Here is a 22,244-nt window from a genome sequence, read left to right as displayed (position 1 = left end):
AAGAGAAACAAAATGGCTCGAGAATTCAAACGTAGCGACCGTGTCGCACAAGAAATCCAAAAAGAAATCGCGGTGATTTTACAGCGCGAAGTGAAAGATCCGCGTATTGGCATGGTGACGGTGTCCGACGTGGAAGTGTCCAGTGATTTGGCTTATGCCAAAGTGTTCGTCACTTTTTTATTTGAACACGATGAACAGGCGATTGCGCAGGGCATGAAAGGCTTAGAAAAAGCCGCGCCTTATATTCGCACGTTGTTAGGCAAAGCTATGCGTCTGCGTATCGTACCGGAGATTCGTTTTATCTACGATCAATCTTTGGTCGAAGGTATGCGTATGTCTAACTTGGTGACCAATGTTGTGCGCGAAGATGAGAAAAAACACGTTGAGGACAAAGACTAATGTCCAAACCGCGTAAACGTGGGCGTGATATTCATGGTGTGTTTTTGTTGGATAAGCCGCAAGGCATGTCTTCCAACGACATCATGCAAAAAGTAAAACGCATTTTTCAGGCAAACAAGGCAGGGCATACCGGTGCCTTAGATCCGCTGGCTACCGGAATGTTGCCCATTTGTTTGGGCGAAGCCACCAAGTTTTCGCAGTTTTTGCTAGATGCTGATAAACGTTATTTAGTCACGGCAAAACTGGGTGAACGTACTGATACTTCAGATGCAGAAGGGCAAATTGTCGAAACCCGTGATGTGAACGTCAAAACGCCTGAAATTCTGACCGCACTTGAACAATTCCGTGGGGACATTTTACAAGTGCCCACCATGTTTTCCGCGTTGAAACACAATGGCAAACCGCTTTATGAATATGCCCGTCAAGGTATTACGGTGGAGCGGGAAGCACGTCCTATTACGATCTTTGAACTGAACTTCATCGAATATAATGTGCCCTATTTAACCCTTGAAGTACATTGTTCCAAAGGCACCTACATTCGCACTTTGGTGGATGATTTAGGAGAGGCGTTGGGCTGTGGCGCCCATGTAACGATGTTGCGTCGCACAGCAGTGGCGGATTATCCGACAGAAAAAATGTTGGATTGGAATGCGTTGCAAGCTTTGGCAGAATCACAAGATTTGAGTTTGTTAGATGCCTTATTATTGCCAATGGATACTGCCGTGGCGAAGTTGCCGGCGTTAACCTTAAATGAAAGCCAAACGCAAGGCATTGGATTTGGTCAACGTATCAAATTCGATAACCTTAACAGGCTACAAGGTCAAGTGCGGTTATTTTCCCATGAAAATCGCTTTCTTGGCGTGGCGGTGATTGATGAGAATAACGTGATTCGTCCACAGCGATTAGTGGTGTATGAATAAAAAGTGCTGTGAAATTTCACCGCACTTTTTTATGTTTTATGGCTTGCTCGGCTCTTCTATTTTTCTACGCCAATAAGTAGCAAATCGGGGCTTGCCTTTGTTTGTTAAGCCTCGATATTTATAGGTGATTTGTGAACCGATGGGAGGAGGAGTTGTTCGATCTTCCAATTTGAAACCGGAACCAATTTTGAATTGCCCTCGGTGATTTTCACAGGTAAGCGATCCCATGACATTTTCAAATTGCCCTTTGCCGGCATGGTGGGCGATAACCGTGCATTCTTCATCAAGTGCGGTCTTTAATTTAAGAATGTGTGAACTGCGTTTTCTTTCGTAGGGCGCATTAGGGTTACGAAGCACGATGCCTTCGCCTTTTTGCTGTTCCACTTGTTGTAAAAATTGACGGATATGTTGTGGACTTTCAATAGGAATTTGTTCGATGATTTCAATGTATTGAGAGGGATGTTCTGCTAAATAGGCCTTTAATGCTGCCAAACGGGCAAATAAATCCCCTTTAGCATCAGGCACATCAAAGACATATAGTTTTAATGTATGCCAACCCTTATCTTGATAAGCTCGCACGATAGAAGAGATTTCCGCAAATTGATCACGTTGGCTAAATAATTCGCCATCAATGGCAAACGGCGGAAAATTTTCCAGAAAATAAGCGGGTGGAGCCAGAGAAACGCCTCCTCGAGTAAAAAGCAGTTTGCCATCCCAATAGCCACGTACGCCATCCAATTTTTCACTCATCACCCATCCGGCTACGTTTTGATCTTTATAGTTTTCTAACAACATCAAATCAGGTTTTTCGGCGTAACAAGACACGCTAAAAAAGAGCAGACTCAAGCAAAGTTTGAAATAACGCATAGAGGACTCCTTGAAATAAAAATCATCTTAAAACAAGGCATTGGAGCTGTAGAAAAAGGCTCATGATTTTGCGAGCATGATCGCAACTAAAAAATAAACGGACATAAAAAATGCGCCTGAAGAAGAGCGCATTTAAAATTGGGGGACTGAAAGTGCGGTGAAAAAAGAGAGATTATTTCTCTTTGAGGTAGCCAATCCACTCTTTCAGTAATTGCATATTTTTTGCCATTGCACCGGCTTGAGGCACAAAGTGCATCATGTTTAATCCGTAAGAGTCCGGTGTAATGCCTTCGCCTACGCTTGCCGGCAAGACATCGAATCCTTGCTGTTGAAACAAGAGTTTTGCCCGTTGCATATGCCATTCATTCGTCACCAAAATGATTTTATGGATGCCTTCTTTTTCTAGTAATTGACGGGTATATAAGGCATTTTCTTTGGTGGTTAAAGATTTTTCTTCTAGCCATTTCGTTGGCACATTAAAGAACGTCTGTAATTCTTCTGCAGAAACTTTGCCTTCTGAGGCACCGGTCGGGCTGACACCGCTAATCAACAAGGGCAGCTGCGTTTCTTTTTGCAAATAAGCCGCGTAGCGTAAACGTTCTAGTTGTGTGGCAGAAGACGCAAGCGGTGCATAGAGTTCTTTGCTATCACGCACGCCACCGCCCAATAAAACGATGGCTTGAGCCTGTTTATAATCGTTTAAGGTTAGATTATCTTCGGTGACTAAGCTGTCTTTTAGCGTTTGTGCCGTGTAGGGAATACTGACAAGATAGAGCAGCACAATGCCGAAAAATGCACAAAGGCGGCTTAATGTTTTGTATTTAAAGAATGAAAATAAAAGCGAGAATAACCATAAAATCAAAATATTAAATGGCGGTAGCATCATGGCGGTGATGAGTTTTTTGAGTTCAAACATGATTTCATTCCATTAATCAATGCACAACATCTTATTTTTGTTGAGTATAAAACTCGACAAAATCCAGTTCTTTTGTCCATAAATTGGCGTAGCCGGTGTTTTTGCCGTAAGAGTTATCGCAAACCACGTTTGGGATTTCCAATAAACAGGAAAAAATGTGACCGTGCAGACGCGTCGTGGTGATGTTGTCATAGCTTAAAAAGGTTTTGGCAACGCGTTTTATAATGCGTTTGGTGTATGCTTTCCAAAAGCGATGAACAATATTTTTTAAGCCGGTTAACTGATGACGCTTGGCGAATTTAGCTAAACGCCAAGTAACGGCTAAGACTAAATCATCTCGTTCGGACAACACATCTTCCCAGTCTTTAATATGACTTCCTGCCGGGAGTTGTGCTGTAATATTTTTTTCGATATCGCTGGCTTCAATATCTTTGCGTAAGAAATATAGCGATTGCCCTGTTTGGGTATTTTTGGTCGGCAATGTTCCGTACAGTTCATGCGCCATATCCGGTGATAAATGTACGTTTGGTGAAAACTGTTTAAAGGCGTTTGCCGTTCTTTCGTCGCGTGCCAGCAAATGACAATCTTTATGTTGCATGAAAAGTGCGGCGGATTTTTCTAACGTTTCTTGGCTTTTATAGAATAACGTTTGTGGTAACACAATCACACGGTTGTGGGGAAACGTTTCCACCACCGTTTCGCGAATTTTTTGGTGTTGCGGATAAAGATCGCCGAAATTACCCCCGCCGTGGAGCAAAATTGTGGTGTTTGGAGTGATTTTTTGTTTCAGTTCTTCAATGTCCACATCAAATTCACTGCGTTTTAAGGTGACACGAATATTGTGATCTGTAAAAAACTGTTCTGTTCCGTGATAAATCAATAAATCGCCCACGTTTAAATGCAACGGGTAATCAAGATAAAAAACATCGTTTTTATCTTCAATTAAATCTGCAATCGGAGCTAACTTGTTTTTTAAATCAATGAGTTGTTGATTCATCTTTTCACTCTTTTTCTTAAATGGCTAAATAAAAAGTCTTTTTCAGTTTTGTTTAATCCCACCATTAAGATGACTGAAATGAGTACGACTTCAAGAAGGAACGCTTCTCCTACAAATTCCAAGAATGAGTAGGTGCGCTGTGTGTCCGAGAAATAAATTAAGCCTAATAATAAGGCGAAAACCAGGCTGATATTTGTTAAGTATGAGACAAATTCTTTGCGATTAAATTTAATTCTTTTGTTAATAAAGTAGAGGCGATAAAGCTGCATGAAAAGTGCGGTGCAGAATTTACCGATAAAGGCATAGACCGGATTGTAGCCTAAGGTAAACAGATAATAGGCAAGCGGCACGGTACAAAGATCGATAATCGCCAAGATAACGTTGTATTGTTTAATGGTTTTAGAACCTATGGCTAACGCCGTCATCCAAAATGACCCCGCCATAGCACTGATGAGGGAGCAAACAAGCGTGGCTTGTACCAGTTTATCGGTGTACATCGGCACATTATCGCCTAACCAAAGGGTTAATAAGGTATGACTGAAATACAGCACCGGTGCGGATAAAATCGCGATTAAATAAAAAGAATATTTTGAGGTGCCCAAGATCAACTTTTTATTTCGCTCATAGTCTTTAGCCGCATAGGATTGCACCAGTTGCGGATTAAACGCCACTTGGAAGTTGTTCACAAAACTATACACGGCGGTATCCACTTGAGTCGCAATGCCGACCGCTGCATTTGCGGCAACGCCGAAGAACAGGTTGGTCACCATATTCAGCCCTTGCGTTGATCCTACATAAGCGAGTTGCCCCACCAGCATCCAGCCGGAAAAGCTCATCATTTCTTTGGTGGTATGTAAATCTTTCTCAAAATGGGAACGGGTTTCCGTGTAGAAAGCCTTGCGTGTAAAACGAAAATAAAGGGTAAATACTAATAGGCTGACACACAACAACAAGAGGCTGTAAGAAATCAGTTTGTCGTAGTGTTCGATATGCATCAAAATAAAGATAGCCGTCAGTTTAAAGGCGGTTTCAGCTAACCCCAACCAGGCATAAAAAGACATGCGTTCATGGGCAACAATCATGGCGTTAAAGGGCACTTTGATAATTTCAATCAAGGCAATGATCAACGCAACCTGATAAACAATATTGGCCGCTTGCATACGTGCGGCAGGAATAATTAATTTATGATTAAGGAACCACAGCCCGACGGTTTCCGCCAAGATTACCACGACTAACATAATCAATAAGTGATTGAGAATACTGATATTAAATACTTTATTGATGCGCTTGCTGTCGTTTGAGGCTTTTTCGACGTTAATGAAGCGTTGTGTGGTGGCGGTCATGGTGCCGTTAAAGAAAGAGAACAAAATCACCACGCCCATGACAATGTTGTAGATCCCGAAATCTTCCACGCCCAATACGCGCAACACCACGCGCGAGATATACAGCATCGCGCCCATATTGAACAACATGCGGATATAAAGAAAGAGGGTGTTTTTAGCAATGGTTTTGTTGGACATCGGGAAAATCGAACTTGTGTTTTTACCGTAAAATAGGTGGGGGATTATAGATTTCTTTAGTATAATCAGCAATCTTTTATGCAACTATTTCGGTTTCCCGCCAACTGACAGACAAACCAGCAGACAATCGATTTTATTGAGATTTTTTATGAAGAAATATTTGATTTCGTTAGATAAGGACGTTCAGCGTCGCGAATTGTTCTTTTCTCAACCTAACACGGCAGATTTTGAGGTGTTTTCCGCGATTAACACCATGCAGAAAGAATGGAATGCATTGTCCGAAGTGTTCAACCTGACAAAGTTTGAACAACATTATGGGCGTAGTGTGACAAAAGGTGAAATAGGCTGTACATTGAGCCATCTTGAAGTTTATCGCCGAATCGTTGCCGATGAGCGTATTGCGGAAACGGATTATGCCTTGGTATGTGAAGATGATGCGCTGTTTAATGCCGATTTATCGGAAAAAACGACCGCACTTTTAACCCAACATTGCTCGGCAGATATTGTTCTTATCGGGCAATCTAAAATTGAGTCTTTTGATGATGTGGAATTGGAAATTAATTATCCGACGACATTTTCTTTTTTACGTCAAAAAGTGGCGGATGTGACGGTGGCATATCCGTATAAAAGTTATTTTGCCGGAACGGTGGCGTATCTCATTAAAAAGTCTGCAGCCCGTCGTTTTCTTGACGTGTTGACACAAGAAAAAGCTTTTTGGTTGGCAGATGATTTCCTGTTGTTTGAAACGCAATTTCACCTAAATAATAAGGTGGTACGCCCGTTAATGGCTATTGAAAATCCAACCCTCATGAGCAATTTAGAGGCGATTCGCGGCTCTAAATCCAATAATTTGGCAAAAAAATTATTGAAATACCCGTTAAAGAAACTGTTTGCAATTAAAAAGAATTTAGGAAAATAACGAAAAAAATGACCGCACTTTTTAACCTTTTTTATCTCTACGATCCTTGGTTATTCCATGTGTTACGTATGTCATGGGGAGTCGGGCTGGTGGCCTTCCTGTTTTTGGCATATCGCTATGTTAAAAAGCAACAGGCGCAGGGCATTGTGTTGCCGTTAGACAGCTTGGTGGTGTTGTTCGGCTTAATTGTGTTTAGCCTGATTCCGCTGCTTATCAACGGCACGCGAGATTTCTCCGTGATCGCCATGTATGTGAAATTGCTGATTTTATTTGTGTTTGGCGTGGGCGTTTATAATGCATTTTATGCCCGTCCGAACCGGCAGTTCGCCGTTGTGAAGGATTTACAGATTGGCGTGATTCTGCAATTTGTATTGGGCTTGTTGGCGTTGCTTGGCGTGTCTTGGATCGTTGATTTCTTGCTTTCCACGAATGCCTTATTACCCGATCGTTTTTATGGATCTGAGCAAGAATATCGCTTATATAACCTCACCTCGGCGGCTTTTTTCCAATTAAGTTTGTTCTATTTGATGTTGTTTCATTTCTTGCTGGCGTATAACGCGAAACAGAATACCTTGCCGAGCGTGCTGATTTTTTTCATGTTATGTATCGGGCTGATTTCCGGCAGAACCTTCCTCACCATTTCTGCGATCAGCATTTTGGTGTATTTCAAAGTGCGGTATCTTCCGGCGTTAATTTCTTTTGTGTTGTTAGTGTTATTACTGGCGTATTTCCTACCGGAAAATCCGTATGTGGCCCATGCACTTGAACCGGTGATTAATTTATTGCACGGAGAAGGCTTTGTGAGTTCTTCAACGGATACGCTGATGAAAAACCATTTGTTTATGCCAACCTTAAAACAATTTATTCAAGGTGACGGCATGTATATGACGGGGGAATTGGTGGTTGGGCGTTATTACGGCCATACCGATTCCGGCTTTTTGCGCCAAATTCTCTACGGTGGCGTGTCTTATGCTTTGGTGTGTTTTGTCGTGACCTTCTATTTTGTGCGCAAGGTGGCGTTAAATTGGTTTGATGGCAGTTGGAAATTCACCCTTTCCACGTTGGCGATTTTGTCCCTTTGCAACGTGAAAGCCGATACCTTTGCTTTCCCGGGCATTATGTTTGTGATGTTGATGTTTTTATCGTTGTTCGGTAGCCAAGGGAAACAGCTTGTGTTGTTTAAACAAAAGGAGGCGAACTAATGTTCAGTATTATTGTTCCTTCTTATAACCGGAAAGAAGAAATTCCTGCTTTGTTGGCCAGTTTAAGTGAACAAACCGTCCATAATTTTGACGTGGTGATCGTGGATGACTGCTCTAAAGAGCCTGTAGTGGTGGAGCAATCGTATCCTTTCCCCGTGCATGTAATTCGTAATGAAACCAATCAAGGCGCTGCGGAAAGCCGCAATATCGGAGCGCGCTATGCGCAGCAGGCATGGTTGTTGTTTTTAGATGACGATGATCGCTTTGCGCCCAATAAATGCGAAATATTGGCGGAAACCATCGCAGCGCACCAAGACATTAATTTTGTCTATCATCCGGCGAAATGCGAAATGGTCAACGAAGGTTTTACCTATGAAACCTCGCCTATTGAGCCACAGGAGATCAGCGTTGAGCGTATTTTACTGGCCAATAAAATCGGCGGTATGCCGATGATTGGGGTGAAAAAAGATCTGTTTTTAAAAATAGGCGGATTATCGACCGCACTTCGATCTTTGGAAGACTACGATTTCTTGCTGAAATTGTTGCAAGAGCCAAGTTTTAAGCCGTATAAAATTAACGCACCTTTAACCCATTGTACTTTCCATACCAAGCGTTCGAGCGTTTCTACGGATACCACCAATACGCAAAAAGCCATTGAATATATCCGCCAGCATTATGTGAAAACGGAGGCACAGGCGCGCAATTTCAATATTAATGCGAGCTACATTTTGGCCTATCCGCATATCATGAATTTATCCCGCAAGGCGGCGGTGTATTATTTTGATATTTTCAAACAGACCAAAAGCGTGAAGCAGTTGATCATTGCCTTAGTGGTGCTGATTTCCCCGAGCCTGGCGATCAATTTGAAACGCTTTATGTAATGGCGTTGTGATAGGCTTTATGCCTGTCCGATACCAAAGTTAAAGATATAAGGACAGGCATACAGTCTGTCCCTACGAAGACAAAGAGAAAAGAGATGAAATTTTCAGTTTTAATGTCCTTATACGTTAAGGAAAATCCACTATATTTAAGAGAATGTTTTGAAAGCCTCGTGGCACAAACTCATCCTGCCGATGAAATCGTCTTAGTGTTTGATGGTGCGGTGACACCGGAACTAGAGGCGGTTGTCACTGAATTCGAAACAAAATTACCCTTAAACTTAGTGAAGTTGCCGAAAAACTTAGGTTTAGGCAAAGCGCTCAATGAAGGTTTAAAACATTGTTCGCATGATTGGGTTTTCCGTATGGATACCGATGATATTTGCGTGCCGGAACGCTTTGAAAAGCAAGTGGCATTTATTGAACAACATCCGGATACGATTATTTTCGGCGGACAAATTGCTGAGTTTGGTGACAATGTTAACGACATCGTGGCGTATCGCAATGTGCCGACAACAGCGCAAGACATTGTGAAATTCACGCAAAAACGTTGCCCTTTCAATCACATGACCGTGGCGTATCAAAAAAGTGCGGTCATAAATTGTGGTGGATATGAAGATCTGCAAGAGGATTATTATTTGTGGATCAAGCTTGTGGCACAAGGTCAAAAAGTGGCGAATTTGCCGGATATTTTGGTGTACGCCCGTGTTGGTAACGGCATGGTAGGGCGTCGTCGTGGTTTAAATCAAGCTAAAGCAGAGTGGCGTTTGTTTAAATTGAAATATCGTTTAGGTATCCAAGGATTATTTTCCGGCTTGTTTACGTTTGCTTTGCGTTCCGGTGCACGATTGCTGCCAACGTCCTTATTGAAAAGTCTTTATCATACGTTCTTGAGAAAATAGCCCATGACATTTACCTCATTTTTAAAAACATCCGTTATTTTTACCGCACTTTTTGTGGTAGGTTGTTCTTCTCATAGCCCCTCTTCAAGTGGTGGAACTCATGGTATTCACGCTGTTGCAGCAAGCGAGGTTTATAGCAAGCCTCGCACATTAGAGAACTTTAATGATTATGTGAATTTCTTGAAAGGCAAAGCCGCTGCAGAAGGCGTTTCAATGGATGTGTTGAATGCACAAAATAACATTAACTACATCCAAAAATCCGTGGATTTGGACGATCAACAAGCGGGACGAATTCGTAAACGCGATCCTAATGCGCCGCCGGTGATAAACCCAAATGGCACGACCAATTACTTAAATCGCGTATTAACCGAAAATAAAGTAGAGACGGCTTCTGCACGTTATTGGGAGCAACTGCCACAACTGGAAAAGGCGAGCCAAACCTTTAGTGTCCCGAAAAATTATTTGATGGCATTGTGGGGCATGGAAAGCAGTTTTGGCTATTATCAAGGCAGTTATGATGTGTTGTCCGTATTGGCCACGTTGGCTTTTGATGGACGTCGCGAAGCGTTATTCAGTAAAGAATTTATTGCGGCCATGAAAATGCTGCAACGGGATCATATTCAGCGCCACAAAATGAGGGGGTCATGGGCGGGTGCTATGGGGCAAACCCAATTTATGCCAAGTTCCTATTTGCGTTATGCTGTAGATGGGAATGGAGACGGTGAGAAAAACATTTGGACGGAACACTATGATGTGTTTGCCTCTATCGCCAATTATTTGCACACCGAGGGCTGGAACCCTAATCTCCCTTGGGGCGTTGAAGTCACGGTGAATCAGCCGATTGATATGGCGCTCTCCGGCACGGAAGAGGGGAAACAGCGTCGCTTAACCGATTGGCAAAATCGAGGTGTCAGCCTGAAATTCCAAACGCCGGAAACGCAGCAAAAACTGACCGCACTTTCTCAAGCGGATTTGTGGTTGGTGAGACCGGATCGTGAATTAGGGCGAGCGTTTTTAGTGTCAAACAACTATCGCACGTTATTGCATTGGAACAAGTCGAATTATTTCGCCGTGAGTATCGGTATGTTTGCTGATAGAATTCAGCAACGTGTAGGCGAGTAACGCAATTAAAAATAAGGAATGAATATGAAAGTGATGTCGTTTAACATCAACGGACTAAGAGCAAGACCTCATCAATTAGAAGAAATTATTAAGAAATACCAACCGGATGTCCTTGGTTTGCAAGAAATTAAAGTGGCGGATGAAGTCTTTCCTTATGAGTTGGTGGATCATCTTGGCTATCACATCAACCATTTTGGTCAAAAAGGGCATTATGGCGTGGCTTTGTTGAGTAAACAGGCGCCGTTATTGGTGAGAAAAGGTTTCCCAACCGATGATGAAGAAGCCCAAAAACGCATTATCATGATTGACTTAGACACGCCATTTGGGCAATTAACGGTGATTAACGGCTATTTTCCACAAGGTGAAAGCCGTGAACATCCAACCAAATTCCCGGCAAAACAAAAATTCTATGCGGATTTACAGCGCTATTTGGAACAAGACCATAATGCACAAAACCCGGTGATTATTATGGGCGATATGAACATCAGCCCGTCTGATTTGGACATTGGTATCGGCGAAGAAAATCGTAAACGCTGGTTGCGCACCGGTAAATGTTCCTTCTTGCCGGAAGAACGCGAATGGTATCAACGCTTATACGCGTATGGCTTAGAAGACACTTTCCGTTATTTAAACCCGACGGTAAACGATAAATTCTCATGGTTTGATTACCGCTCAAAAGGATTTGATGATAATCGCGGTTTACGCATTGACCACATTTTGGCAAATAAAGCGTTGGCAGCGCATTGTGTGGATACCGGGATTGCGCTTGATATTCGTGCCATGGACAAGCCATCAGATCACGCACCGATTTGGGCGGAGTTTAAATAATGCCGTTAAAAAATCCTGAACAAAATTGGCAAAATTACCGTACCTTAATTAACGGCAATATGGCTTCTTGTACCGTTAATTTAGATATTTTTGAACAATTTACCCCTGATAAATTTAACAAGATCGTGCAGGTTTCATTGCCTTATGAAGCGGATGAAAATACGATGCCGACGTTAGATGAACATCATCGGGTGGTGAAGGAATTATTCAAAATTTTGGTACAGGCTTCCGCATTGCCAGAGCTACTTTATGCCGGACATATTTTTACTGAAGGGCATTTAAAGCTTTATTTTTATTGCGATGAAACCACCGCACTTTTCGATGTACTCGACCAGTTTAAGGAAGACATTGAAGAGATTACGGTGCAAGAGGATCCTAACTGGGATACTTATTTTGATTTTTTATTGCCATCGCCGCTGGAAATGAAACTCAATGTCACAGAAGAAATTTTGGATATGTTGTTACAAAATGGCAGAGATTTAGCGGATAACTATCTTGTTGAACATACGTTTCAGTTTGCAGAAGAACAGCAGATGTTCCAATTTATGGAAGAGGCCAATCTTCGTGATCTTTCCTATCATTCCATGAGTTACAGCAGTGCCCCGCTGATTTTCGAAGATGAAGACGACAAAGAAGGGTTTTATATCGTCAAAATAGAGCAGGAAATGACATTGGATAACGATGATATTTTCCGTTATGTAGAGCAGTTTGAACGTTTGGCAGAAAAATTCTCCGGTGAGTATGTGGGCTGGGAAAGCGATACGATTAATCAGGTGAAAGCAAATTAATCTTCTATGAAAATTCTTGTCACCGGCGGTGCCGGATTTATTGGTTCAGCATTTATTCGTCATAGTATTTATCATACGCAAGATCAGATTGTGAATTTGGATAAATTGACTTATGCAGGCAATCTTGAGTCGTTGCATGAGGTGGTGACTAATCCGCGTTATGTTTTTGAACAGGCTGATATTTGTGATGCGCAAGCGGTTCAACGCATTTTAAAAGAACATCAGCCCGATTGTGTGGTGCATTTTGCGGCGGAAAGCCATGTAGATCGTTCTATTCATGGCGCGGCGGCGTTTATTCAAACCAATATTGTTGGCACCTATACGCTATTGGAAGTTGTACGTGATTATTACCAACAGCTGCCAGGCGAGAAGAAAAAGACCTTCCGTTTTTTGCATATTTCGACAGACGAAGTTTATGGTGATGTGGCAGGGACGTCAGATTTGTCTTCGGAAACTTCAGCTTATGCGCCAAGTAGCCCTTATTCAGCCTCAAAAGCTTCATCGGATCATTTGGTTCGTGCTTGGCACCGCACTTATGGACTGCCGATAATCATCACGCATTGCGCGAATAATTATGGACCTTACCAATATCCGGAAAAATTGATTCCGGTGATGATTTTAAATGCATTAAGTGGAGAGCCGTTACCGATTTATGGCAATGGGCAGCAAATTCGGGATTGGCTATACGTTGAGGATCATGTTCATGCGCTGTATCTTGTTCTTCAGCAAGGGCGTATTGGAGAAAGCTACAATATTAGCGCGCATTGTGAAAAAACGAATCGAGAAATTGTACAGGTACTCTGTGATATGTTGGAAGAACTTGCGCCCAACAAGCCGAAAGGAATAAAACATTATCAAGATCTTATTGTGCATACGGCTGACCGTTCGGGACATGATGTACGTTATGCGCTTGATGCCACAAAAATTCGTCAAGAATTGCATTGGCAACCACAAGCGGATTTTATCGTATCGATGCGTAGCACCGTTGAATGGTATTTAACGCACCTTGATTGGTGTGCAAAAGTGCGGTCGTAAAATTCGATAAAAATGCAAGTATGGATTTTATAAAATGAAAAAACGCAGAAGTGGGTTCTGCGTTTTTTTATGTTTATTTTTCAGCGGATGAGTCACAGAAAAAGCCGTGTAATAATTTGATCATTTCAACGACTTTGGGATCGTTAATGTAATACACACGTTCCCGATGTTTGACATCACTTGCCACTAAGCCTGCTTTACGCAAAAGGGCGAGTTGGTTGGACATCGCCGCTTGTGGCATGTTCATTTTGACAGTCAATTCAGTGACGTTATATCGTTTTTCATGTAAACAGCACAAAATGGCTAAGCGATTCGGATTGGCTAACAATTTTAAGAAGTTGCTGGCTTCGTTACTTTTTTCCAATATGTCTTTCATCAGATTCTATTTCAGTCTTTACTCATTATGGGTAGGGGCGCGTATTCTACACATCTTACCCCGAGAAACCAATAACCGAACCGTTTTTTTCCGCTATTTTATGATCTAATCGACTATTTATGATTCCACGGCATCAGTGCGAGGAGTTTCGCCATCCCACAAAAACCGCTAATGCCGGCAAAAGTGAGCCCGGCACCGACAAACGCGGATAGCCAATAAAAATAAGGTGAAACAGACCACCCCAATACTGAGCCTAGTAAAATCAAGCTTCCTGCAGCAATTTGAACTTGACGCATAATATCAATCGGTTGTGAGAGATTAACTCGTGTGGCAAGTCCGGCATTTTTCCAACCGGTTATTCCATCTTGAAGAAGATATGCTTCGCAATGATGCTCTTGTGCCAGTTGTTTGAGAAACGCTGATTGGCTGCCGGTTCTTGCACCGGATTTACAGTGGAAAATAAGGCAACTTCCTTGTTTTAGGGTTTTATCTAGACCTTGACGTTGTAATTCAGAAAGTGGCTGTAACATTGCTCCTTCAATATGTTCACGTTGATATTCTTCAGGTTGGCGAATATCAATTAATAAGGCGCCGGAGGCTAATCTATTTTTTGCCTCTAAGGCAGAAATGATGGAAATCGTCATAGTATTTTTATGTTTTCTTTAAAATAGAAAAACACTCGACATTTCTGCCGAGTGAAAATGATGTGTTAATGAATTATTTTTTTAATGGGCAGGTGTTGATGCCAAGTAGTGAATAAAGACCGCAGCGTGAGAATAGTCCGGTTAATAGCGGAACAACACCAATCCAGCCCCACCAACCTATAACATTCGTTAAGGTCAAGGCGATGAGAACGATGCCTAGAACGATTCGAATAACTTTATCCATACCACCAACATTTGGGTTCATATTTGTCTCCTTAAGTTTGAATTAATAGTTAACAAAGAGTTAACATATAAAAATAGTATTATATGATATGATGCTTTGTCAAAACTTTTCTATTTATTTGGCATCATTTTTTATCACGACAAATAAAGGAAAGAGATTAAAACAGAGCAAATGTTCGTTTGCTGTGCTGAAAATAATGAAAAAACAGACCGCACTTTATTCATTCTATCTAAAGTGCAGTCTGTTTTTCTGATGTTTTTTAGGAGATTTACAGGAAAGAAACTACATCGTCTAAACTGAGTACTTTTTTCTCTCTTTCTAATTTTTCTTCACCGGAACCTAACATAATAAAACCGATAATTTTATCTTGTGCTTCACATCGGAAAGCGTTGCGTAGTGCCGAACCTTCTAGCCAAGGGCCGCTGATCCAAACGTTTTTAAAGCCTAACGCGTTGGCGGCAAGTTGCATCGCATAAGTGGCGCAACCGGCGCAGAGAAGTTGTTCCCATTCCGGCACTTTCTTGATGCTTGGATCTAATTTCGCGACGACGCCGATAACCATCGGTGCGCGACCGGCAAGGTTTTCAGCTTTTTTCAAACGTTCTTCACCCAAATTGAGTTCATGCACCGCACTTTTTAACAAATCGCCGAAGGTGGCCATTTTTTCTTTTTCGATAACAACAAAACGGTAAGGTTGTAATTTACCGTGATCCGGCGCTCGCAAGGCGGCTTGAAAGATTTGGTTTAATTGCTGTTCATTTGGTGCCGGTTCATTGAGTTTTTTTTGTGAACTGCGTTCAGTGAGGAGTTGTAATGCATCCATTTTCGCTTCCTTTTTATGGGGGAAATAAAGTGCGGTGGATTATAGCACAGTTTTTAAAACAGGCTTTTCTCTAGGTTTATTCAGACGTAGGTTTATGGTATTTTAAACGCCATTTTGTTGATTTTTCGAGGTTATATGAAATTTATCGTCTCTTTGGTGAAGTTTGCCTGGCGTATCCTTAATTTTATTCGTGATTTAGTCATGAATATCGTTTTCTTGATTTTTGTTTTATTGGCACTTTCCGTTTTTACCCTGATTGTTGGGGCGGATAAACAGGAAAAAGTCGTGTTAAAAGGCGATCAAGGGGCTTTGTTATTACAACTGGATGGCTATTTGGCAGATAATCGCGATGCTCAAAGCAGTTTTAAAAGCATGCTAAAAGAATTGGATAACCAACGTATTGCGCAACAATATTCGACCTTTGATGTGATTTATGCCATTGATGCCGCGGCACAGGATGACAAAGTGAAAGGCTTAGTGCTGGATCTCAATTATTTTCAAGGAGGCGATTTACCATCTCTTGAATACGTCGGTGAAGCGATTGAGAATTTCAAAGATAGCGGTAAACAAGTGATCGCTTATTCGGACAGCTACAACCAATCTCAATATTTCCTCGCCAGTTATGCCGATGAAATTTACATGAATCCTATCGGCAGTGTTTCTATTGAGGGCTTGGCACAGGAAACGCTGTATTACAAAGAGATGCTGGATAAATTAGACGTGAACCCTCATGTGTTCCGTGTGGGTACCTATAAATCAGCTGTTGAGCCGTTTTTGCGTAATGAGATGTCGCCTGAAGCACGGGCTAATTTACAACGCTGGTTAAACACCATGTGGGAGAATTACACGGCACAAGTGGCCACCAATCGGGACATTCCGAAAGCGCTTGTTGCGCCGACGGCAAATACTTATTTAACCGAGTTGAAGGCCTTGAAAGGCGACAGTACGGCATATGCGGTAAAACGTAAATTAATTACTGATGTGTTGGATCGTTTCGATTTAAATAGAAAATTGACCGCACTTTTTGGTGAAGATAAAGAGCATCAGCCGAAAACCGTGGATTTTGAAACCTATTTAGCTTCTTTACCGGATCGTTTAATCGGCGAAACAGACAATAAAATTGCCGTGGTGAACGTCGAGGGCGCGATTGTAGACGGCGAAAGTGATGAAGAAAATGCCGGTGGCGATACGATTGCGATGTTATTACGTCAGGCGCACGATGATAAAGACGTAAAAGGCGTGGTATTGCGTGTCAATAGCCCGGGCGGCAGCGCTTTTGCTTCTGAAATTATTCGTCAGGAAGTAACGCATTTACAGAAAGCCGGTAAGCCGGTGGTGGTTTCCATGGGCGGCATGGCAGCGTCTGGCGGTTATTGGATTTCTTCCACGGCGGATTATATTGTGGCAGATAAAAACACGATTACCGGTTCTATCGGTATTTTTGCCGTGTTACCTACTTTCGAGAACACCATTAAGAAAATTGGCGTTTCTGCCGATGGCGTGAAAACTTCCGATTTGGCGTTAGGTTCTCTTTTAAGCCCGTTGTCCGCTGAATTAAATGATGTATTACAGCTAGAAATTGAACATGGTTACGATCAATTCTTAACTAAAGTGAGCGAGGGGCGTCATTTAACTAAAGCCCAAGTGGATAAGGTTGCACAAGGTCAAGTTTGGCTTGGTTCCGAAGCGTTAGCGCATAAATTGGTGGATGAGTTAGGTAATCTTGATACCGCTCTAGGAAAAGCCATGGAATTGGTGAATGAAAGACGCGCGGAGCAAGAAAAAATTGATGAAAGTCGTTTCTCTGTGGAATGGATGGTGGACGAGGAACGCACGCTGATTAAGAAAATCATGCGCGACTTCAAAGGTGAAGGTCGTCTTTGGTTACAGCATGTGATGGCAGAAACTGTCGGATTACCAAAAGAAATGACACAGTTTAGAAACCAACTTGGTTTGTTAAATACGTTTAACGATCCGAAAGGGCAATATTTATATTGCTTAACCTGCGGTTCTGTGAAATAAAAGTGCGGTCGGTTTTTCGGGTGTTTTTAGCGGAGATAAGATGGAACAGTTAGCAGAGTTAAGAGCGCAAATTGATCAATTAGATCAAGAATTGCTACAGCTTTTGGCAAAGCGCTTGGAAGTGGTACATAAGGTTGGTGAAGTTAAACAACAACATGGCCTGCCTATTTATGTGCCGCAGCGGGAAATCGAAATGCTACAACGAAAACGTGAAGCGGCTGAGCAACTTGGGCTGTCGCCTGATTTAATTGAAGACATTTTACGCCGCATTATGCGTGAGTCTTATGTCAGTGAAAATCGTTTCGGCTTTAAAACCGTAAATCCTGCAATTCGCAAAATTGTTATTGTGGGGGGACGAGGCAAACTTGGGCGTTTGTTTGGTCGTTACTTGCAAGATTCCGGTTATCCTGTTGTGGTGTTGGAACACGAGGATTGGCCTCAGGCAGAGAGCATTTTGCAAGAGGCGGATGTCGTGATTGTTTCTGTACCTATCGCCAATACACCAGAAGTGATTGAACGCCTTAAACCCTATCTTACCGAAAATATGTTGTTGGCGGATTTAACCTCTGTGAAACGAGTGCCGTTACAAAAAATGCTGGAAGTGCATCAAGGTGCCGTGGTGGGGTTGCACCCGATGTTTGGCCCGGATATCGCCAGCATGGCAAAACAAGTGGTGGCATATTGCGACGGGCGTTTTAGCGAACGCTATCAGTGGTTGTTACAACAAATTCAAATTTGGGGTGCCAAAATCTACCAAGTAGATGCCGCGGAACATGATCATCACATGACCTATATTCAGGCGTTGCGCCATTTTTCCACGTTTGTGTATGGCTTGTATTTATCCCAACAGCCGGTGGAATTGGAAAAATTATTAGCATTATCTTCGCCGATTTATCGTTTGGAATTGGCAATGGTCGGACGTCTATTTGCACAGGATGCGGCATTATATGCCGATATTATTGCGGATAAACCGGAAAACTTAGCAGTGATTGAACATCTGAAAAACAGTTATGACGTCGGCTTTGATTTTTTCAAACACCATGATCGTCAAGGCTTTATTGATCAATTCAATCAAATTCGCGACTGGTTTGGTGATTATTCAGAACAATTTTTACAGGAAAGCCGTCAATTATTGCAGCAAGCCAGTGACGCAAGAAATGTTTAATGGCACGGCACAAAGCGTTATCCTGCAGGCGCTTAAACTGCTATAATACGCCGCAATTTTACTCGGAGAGTGAAAACATATGAGTCAATTTTTTTATATCCATTCGGAAAATCCGCAGGTGCGTTTAATCAATCAAGCGGTTGAAATTTTACGTAATGGCGGCGTGATCGTGTATCCTACCGATTCCGGCTATGCGTTGGGTTGCATGATTGGGGATAAGCATGCAATGGATCGTATCGTGCAAATTCGCCAATTACCGGAAGGGCATAATTTTACTTTGGTATGCAGTGATTTATCGGAGTTATCCAATTATTCTTTAGTGACAAATTCTGCTTATCGCTTGATTAAAAACAACACGCCGGGACGTTACACTTTTATTTTAACGGCAACCAAAGAATTACCGCGCCGCTTAATGACGTCCAAACGAAAAACCATCGGGATTCGTGTGCCGGATAATCAAATTGCCTTGGATTTATTGAAGGCATTGGGTGAGCCGATTTTATCTTGTTCTTTAATGTTGCCAAACGAAGAACATATTACCCAATCGGATCCGGAAGAAATTCGAGACCGCCTAGAGCATCAAGTGGATTTAATTATTCACGGCGGTTATTTAGGACAAGAACCAACCACTGTGGTTGATTTAACGACAGAAACGCCGGTCATTTTGCGTGAAGGCAGTGGTTCGGTCGCTCCGTTTATTTAAACCTATTTTTGAAAAAGACGCTTGGGAAAGCGACAACGAGGATTTATGAAACCCACAACACAAAAACGCGCTCAAAATCGACCGCACTTTACACAGAAAAACCAACCTGTCGTAGCGAAAAACCGTCCAACTTCAGTAAAGCCAAATGGAAAAAATGAGATGAAAGCAACTTCAGTCGAAGGCGAGAAGTTACAAAAAGTATTGGCTCGAGCCGGGCAAGGTTCCCGTCGTGAAATCGAAAGCATTATTGCGGAAAATCGAGTCAGTGTGGACGGTAAAATCGCAACGCTAGGTGATCGAATTAACGTGAATTCCGGTGTGAAAGTCCGTATTGACGGTAATTTGGTTAACCTGACACAGGCCCAGAAAGAAGTGTGTCGTGTATTGATGTATTACAAACCGGAAGGTGAGCTTTGCACTCGCCATGATCCGGAAGGGCGCGCTACCGTGTTTGATCGTTTGCCGCGTTTAACCGGTGCTCGTTGGATTGCAGTAGGTCGTTTAGATATTAATACATCGGGTTTATTGTTATTCACAACGGATGGTGAATTGGCGAATCGTTTAATGCACCCAAGCCGCGAAGTTGAACGGGAATATTCCGTGCGCGTGTTTGGTGCAGTGGATGACGCTATGTTGAATCGCTTAAAAAAAGGCGTTCAATTGGAAGACGGCCCGGCAAATTTTAAAGAGATTAAATTTGTTGGTGGGGTGGGGATGAATCAATGGTTTGATGTGACTTTAATGGAAGGACGTAATCGTGAAGTGCGTCGTTTATGGGAATCGCAAGGCATCCAAGTGAGCCGCTTGATTCGTATTCGTTATGGCAACATTAAATTGATGAAGAATTTACCACGTGGTGGCTGGCAGGAGATGGAACTGGCAGACGTGAATTATTTACGTGAATTGGTCGGTTTACCACCGGAAACCGAAACCAAATTAGACATGAATAAGCAACGACGTAAGCCAAAGACAGGGAAAATCCGTAAGGCAGTTAAACGTTATTCAGAATTAAGTAAACGTTATAAAAAATAACCGCACTTTACGGTTGTCATTAAAAGGAGAATTTATGAAATTTCAACAGCTTCGCTATATTGTTGAAGTCGCTAATCAAAATATGAATATCACGGAAGCTGCGCATGTGCTATTCACATCGCAACCGGGGATTAGTAAACAGGTACGCTTATTGGAAAATGAGCTAGGCGTAGAGATTTTTGAGCGTAATGGTAAGCACATCAAAGGATTAACGCCGCCCGGGAAAAAAATTGTGGCGATCTCTCGTGAGATTATGATGAAAATGCAAGGCATTCGTTCTGTTGCCGATGAATATACCAAGCCTGAACAAGGTGTATTGCGTATTGCAACGACAAATACGCAGGCGCGTTATATGTTGCCTGCGGTGGTCGAGAAATTTTCTCAGCGTTATCCCAATGTAAGTTTGCATATTCATCAAGGTTCGCCTACACAAATTTATGATGCGTTGATGTCTGACGAAGTGGATTTAGCCATTACTACCGAAGCACAATATCTCTTTGATGATGTGGTATTGCTGCCGTGTTATTTATGGAATCGCTCCGTGATTGTGAAACCCGATCATCCTTTAGCACAATGTGAACATCTCACGATTGAAGAATTGGGTAAATATCCTTTGATTACCTATACCTTTGGTTTTACTGGCGCATCTGATTTGGATTATGCTTTTAATAGTGCGGGGATTTTGCCAAACATTGTGTTTACTGCAACGGATGCGGATATTATCAAAACCTATGTACGCATGGGCTTAGGCGTCGGGATTATGGCTTCTATGGCACATACATCGGCAGATAAGGATTTAGTGGCTATCAAAGCAGATCATTTATTCCGTCCAAGCATGACACAAATTGCATTTAAGAATGGTGCATTCTTACGAAATTATATGTATGACTTTATTAATTATTTTTCACCGCACTTGACTCGAACCAATGTCGAAAAAGCCGAAAGATTGCATGATAATAGCGATGTGAAAAAGTTATTTAGTAATGTCACGTTAGAAGTATTGTAATCTTAACGCATTTATTTTTATTCACACTGATATAGGAAGCAAGATGTCAAATTTACAACAAATTATTGAAAACGCCTTTGAAAAACGTGCGGAAATCACACCTAAAACTGTTGATGCACAAACTCGCGCAGCCATTGAAGAAGTGATTGAAGGCTTAGACTGCGGTAAATATCGCGTAGCAGAAAAAATTGATGGCGAATGGGTGACTCACCAATGGTTAAAGAAAGCGGTATTGCTTTCTTTCCGTATCAATGAAAATCAAATCATTGATGGTGCAGAAACCAAATACTACGACAAAGTTGCTTTAAAATTTGCTGATTACACGGAAGAACGTTTCCAACAAGAAGGTTTCCGCGTGGTGCCATCTGCTACTGTGCGTAAAGGGGCATACATTGCTAAGAACACAGTGTTAATGCCATCTTATGTGAATATTGGTGCGTATGTGGGCGAAGGAACGATGGTGGATACTTGGGCAACGGTCGGCTCTTGCGCACAAATCGGTAAAAACGTGCACTTATCCGGTGGCGTAGGGATCGGTGGCGTGTTAGAGCCATTACAAGCTAACCCAACTATTATTGGTGATAACTGCTTTATCGGTGCACGTTCCGAAGTTGTTGAAGGCGTTATCGTTGAAGACGGTTGTGTAATCTCTATGGGGGTCTTTATTGGTCAATCCACTAAAATTTACGATCGTGAAACCGGCGAAATTCACTATGGTCGTGTACCGGCGGGGTCTGTTGTTGTTTCTGGTAGCCTTCCGTCAAAATGCGGTAAATACAGCCTTTACTGTGCCGTTATCGTGAAAAAAGTGGATGCCAAAACGCTAGGAAAAGTCGGTATCAACGAATTATTACGTTCCATTGAAGAATAATTAAAAACGCAATAAAAAAAGACCGCACTTTATATCGCAAAGTGCGGTCTTTTTCTTTTCTAAAT

At 42.1% G+C, this 22,244-nt stretch carries 24 protein-coding genes; 16 read left to right on the top strand and 8 right to left on the bottom strand.

Going from position 1 to position 22,244, the window contains the following annotated elements:
* Positions 1 to 12 precede the first annotated feature (12 nt).
* Positions 13 to 399, top strand: coding sequence for a 30S ribosome-binding factor RbfA (rbfA, locus tag AC30SH_RS05230; protein ID WP_489582234.1), 387 nt, complete (start codon positions 13 to 15; stop codon positions 397 to 399).
* Positions 399 to 1,319, top strand: a complete 921-nt coding sequence (gene truB / locus AC30SH_RS05225; RefSeq protein WP_212510637.1) for a tRNA pseudouridine(55) synthase TruB — start codon at positions 399 to 401, stop codon at positions 1,317 to 1,319. Before rbfA ends, truB begins: the two co-directional genes overlap by 1 nt.
* Before the next feature lie 36 nt (positions 1,320 to 1,355).
* Here the strand turns inward: truB and AC30SH_RS05220 are convergent, their stop codons facing one another.
* From AC30SH_RS05220 to AC30SH_RS05205, 4 genes are all read right to left on the bottom strand, one after another.
* Positions 1,356 to 2,186, bottom strand: coding sequence for a DNA ligase (locus AC30SH_RS05220; protein WP_212510638.1), 831 nt, complete (start codon positions 2,184 to 2,186; stop codon positions 1,356 to 1,358).
* Between the two features lie 172 nt (positions 2,187 to 2,358).
* Positions 2,359 to 3,102: a YdcF family protein gene (locus AC30SH_RS05215; RefSeq protein WP_212510639.1), complete on the bottom strand. Its 744-nt coding sequence runs from the start codon at positions 3,100 to 3,102 to the stop codon at positions 2,359 to 2,361.
* Between the two features lie 31 nt (positions 3,103 to 3,133).
* Positions 3,134 to 4,099: a polysaccharide pyruvyl transferase family protein gene (locus tag AC30SH_RS05210; RefSeq protein WP_212510640.1), complete on the bottom strand. Its 966-nt coding sequence runs from the start codon at positions 4,097 to 4,099 to the stop codon at positions 3,134 to 3,136.
* On the bottom strand, positions 4,096 to 5,619 hold the full coding sequence (locus AC30SH_RS05205; protein ID WP_489582233.1) for an oligosaccharide flippase family protein: 1,524 nt from the start codon (positions 5,617 to 5,619) through the stop codon (positions 4,096 to 4,098). Before AC30SH_RS05205 ends, AC30SH_RS05210 begins: the two co-directional genes overlap by 4 nt.
* 148 nt (positions 5,620 to 5,767) lie before the next feature.
* On the opposite strand from AC30SH_RS05205, the gene AC30SH_RS05200 reads away from it, so the two are divergent.
* The 8 genes from AC30SH_RS05200 (at position 5,768) to rfbB (ending at position 13,293) form a co-directional block, all read left to right on the top strand.
* Complete coding sequence (locus AC30SH_RS05200; RefSeq protein ID WP_212510642.1) at positions 5,768 to 6,538, top strand: glycosyltransferase family 25 protein; 771 nt, start codon at positions 5,768 to 5,770, stop codon at positions 6,536 to 6,538.
* Between the two features lie 8 nt (positions 6,539 to 6,546).
* Positions 6,547 to 7,740, top strand: coding sequence for a hypothetical protein (locus AC30SH_RS05195; RefSeq protein ID WP_212510643.1), 1,194 nt, complete (start codon positions 6,547 to 6,549; stop codon positions 7,738 to 7,740).
* On the top strand, positions 7,740 to 8,621 hold the full coding sequence (locus tag AC30SH_RS05190) for a glycosyltransferase family 2 protein (protein ID WP_212510644.1): 882 nt from the start codon (positions 7,740 to 7,742) through the stop codon (positions 8,619 to 8,621). The genes AC30SH_RS05195 and AC30SH_RS05190 overlap by 1 nt, the downstream gene beginning before the upstream one ends.
* 95 nt (positions 8,622 to 8,716) lie before the next feature.
* A complete protein-coding gene (locus AC30SH_RS05185) occupies positions 8,717 to 9,520 on the top strand; it encodes a glycosyltransferase family 2 protein (protein WP_048750980.1) in 804 nt (267 codons plus the stop codon).
* A 3-nt stretch (positions 9,521 to 9,523) separates the two neighbouring features.
* Positions 9,524 to 10,642, top strand: a complete 1,119-nt coding sequence (locus tag AC30SH_RS05180; protein ID WP_048750979.1) for a lytic murein transglycosylase — start codon at positions 9,524 to 9,526, stop codon at positions 10,640 to 10,642.
* Positions 10,643 to 10,666: 24 nt separating this feature from the next.
* Positions 10,667 to 11,470, top strand: coding sequence for an exodeoxyribonuclease III (xthA, locus tag AC30SH_RS05175; protein ID WP_048750978.1), 804 nt, complete (start codon positions 10,667 to 10,669; stop codon positions 11,468 to 11,470).
* Positions 11,470 to 12,258 (top strand): TIGR01619 family protein, encoded by a 789-nt coding sequence (locus AC30SH_RS05170; RefSeq protein WP_212510645.1) that lies wholly within the window; start codon positions 11,470 to 11,472, stop codon positions 12,256 to 12,258. Before xthA ends, AC30SH_RS05170 begins: the two co-directional genes overlap by 1 nt.
* Before the next feature lie 6 nt (positions 12,259 to 12,264).
* Positions 12,265 to 13,293, top strand: coding sequence for a dTDP-glucose 4,6-dehydratase (gene rfbB / locus AC30SH_RS05165; RefSeq protein ID WP_489582232.1), 1,029 nt, complete (start codon positions 12,265 to 12,267; stop codon positions 13,291 to 13,293).
* A gap of 73 nt (positions 13,294 to 13,366) precedes the next feature.
* Here the strand turns inward: rfbB and AC30SH_RS05160 are convergent, their stop codons facing one another.
* From AC30SH_RS05160 to AC30SH_RS05145, 4 genes are all read right to left on the bottom strand, one after another.
* Entirely contained in the window at positions 13,367 to 13,669 is a 303-nt protein-coding gene (locus tag AC30SH_RS05160; RefSeq protein ID WP_314953241.1) for an ArsR/SmtB family transcription factor, read from the bottom strand.
* Between the two features lie 113 nt (positions 13,670 to 13,782).
* Positions 13,783 to 14,313, bottom strand: coding sequence for a rhodanese family protein (locus AC30SH_RS05155; protein ID WP_489582231.1), 531 nt, complete (start codon positions 14,311 to 14,313; stop codon positions 13,783 to 13,785).
* A gap of 73 nt (positions 14,314 to 14,386) precedes the next feature.
* Complete coding sequence (locus AC30SH_RS05150) at positions 14,387 to 14,578, bottom strand: YgaP family membrane protein (RefSeq protein ID WP_006717876.1); 192 nt, start codon at positions 14,576 to 14,578, stop codon at positions 14,387 to 14,389.
* Positions 14,579 to 14,825: 247 nt separating this feature from the next.
* Positions 14,826 to 15,380, bottom strand: coding sequence for an NAD(P)H nitroreductase (locus AC30SH_RS05145; protein WP_489582230.1), 555 nt, complete (start codon positions 15,378 to 15,380; stop codon positions 14,826 to 14,828).
* A gap of 135 nt (positions 15,381 to 15,515) precedes the next feature.
* Between AC30SH_RS05145 and sppA the strand changes: the two genes are divergently transcribed.
* The 6 genes from sppA to dapD all read left to right on the top strand — a co-directional run bounded on the left by sppA (position 15,516) and on the right by dapD (position 22,179).
* On the top strand, positions 15,516 to 17,402 hold the full coding sequence (sppA, locus tag AC30SH_RS05140; RefSeq protein ID WP_489582229.1) for a signal peptide peptidase SppA: 1,887 nt from the start codon (positions 15,516 to 15,518) through the stop codon (positions 17,400 to 17,402).
* A 40-nt stretch (positions 17,403 to 17,442) separates the two neighbouring features.
* Positions 17,443 to 18,567 (top strand): bifunctional chorismate mutase/prephenate dehydrogenase, encoded by a 1,125-nt coding sequence (gene tyrA / locus AC30SH_RS05135; RefSeq protein ID WP_489582228.1) that lies wholly within the window; start codon positions 17,443 to 17,445, stop codon positions 18,565 to 18,567.
* Between the two features lie 79 nt (positions 18,568 to 18,646).
* Positions 18,647 to 19,270, top strand: a complete 624-nt coding sequence (locus tag AC30SH_RS05130; protein ID WP_006717883.1) for an L-threonylcarbamoyladenylate synthase — start codon at positions 18,647 to 18,649, stop codon at positions 19,268 to 19,270.
* Positions 19,271 to 19,315: 45 nt separating this feature from the next.
* A complete protein-coding gene (gene rluB, locus AC30SH_RS05125) occupies positions 19,316 to 20,302 on the top strand; it encodes a 23S rRNA pseudouridine(2605) synthase RluB (RefSeq protein ID WP_489582227.1) in 987 nt (328 codons plus the stop codon).
* Between the two features lie 34 nt (positions 20,303 to 20,336).
* Positions 20,337 to 21,308: an HTH-type transcriptional regulator CysB gene (cysB, locus tag AC30SH_RS05120; protein WP_048750969.1), complete on the top strand. Its 972-nt coding sequence runs from the start codon at positions 20,337 to 20,339 to the stop codon at positions 21,306 to 21,308.
* Positions 21,309 to 21,351: 43 nt separating this feature from the next.
* Complete coding sequence (gene dapD / locus AC30SH_RS05115; protein ID WP_048750968.1) at positions 21,352 to 22,179, top strand: 2,3,4,5-tetrahydropyridine-2,6-dicarboxylate N-succinyltransferase; 828 nt, start codon at positions 21,352 to 21,354, stop codon at positions 22,177 to 22,179.
* Positions 22,180 to 22,244 lie beyond the last annotated feature (65 nt).

Source organism: Aggregatibacter sp. HK296 (genome assembly GCF_980469475.1).
This window is presented reverse-complemented; position numbering and strand designations above follow the sequence as displayed.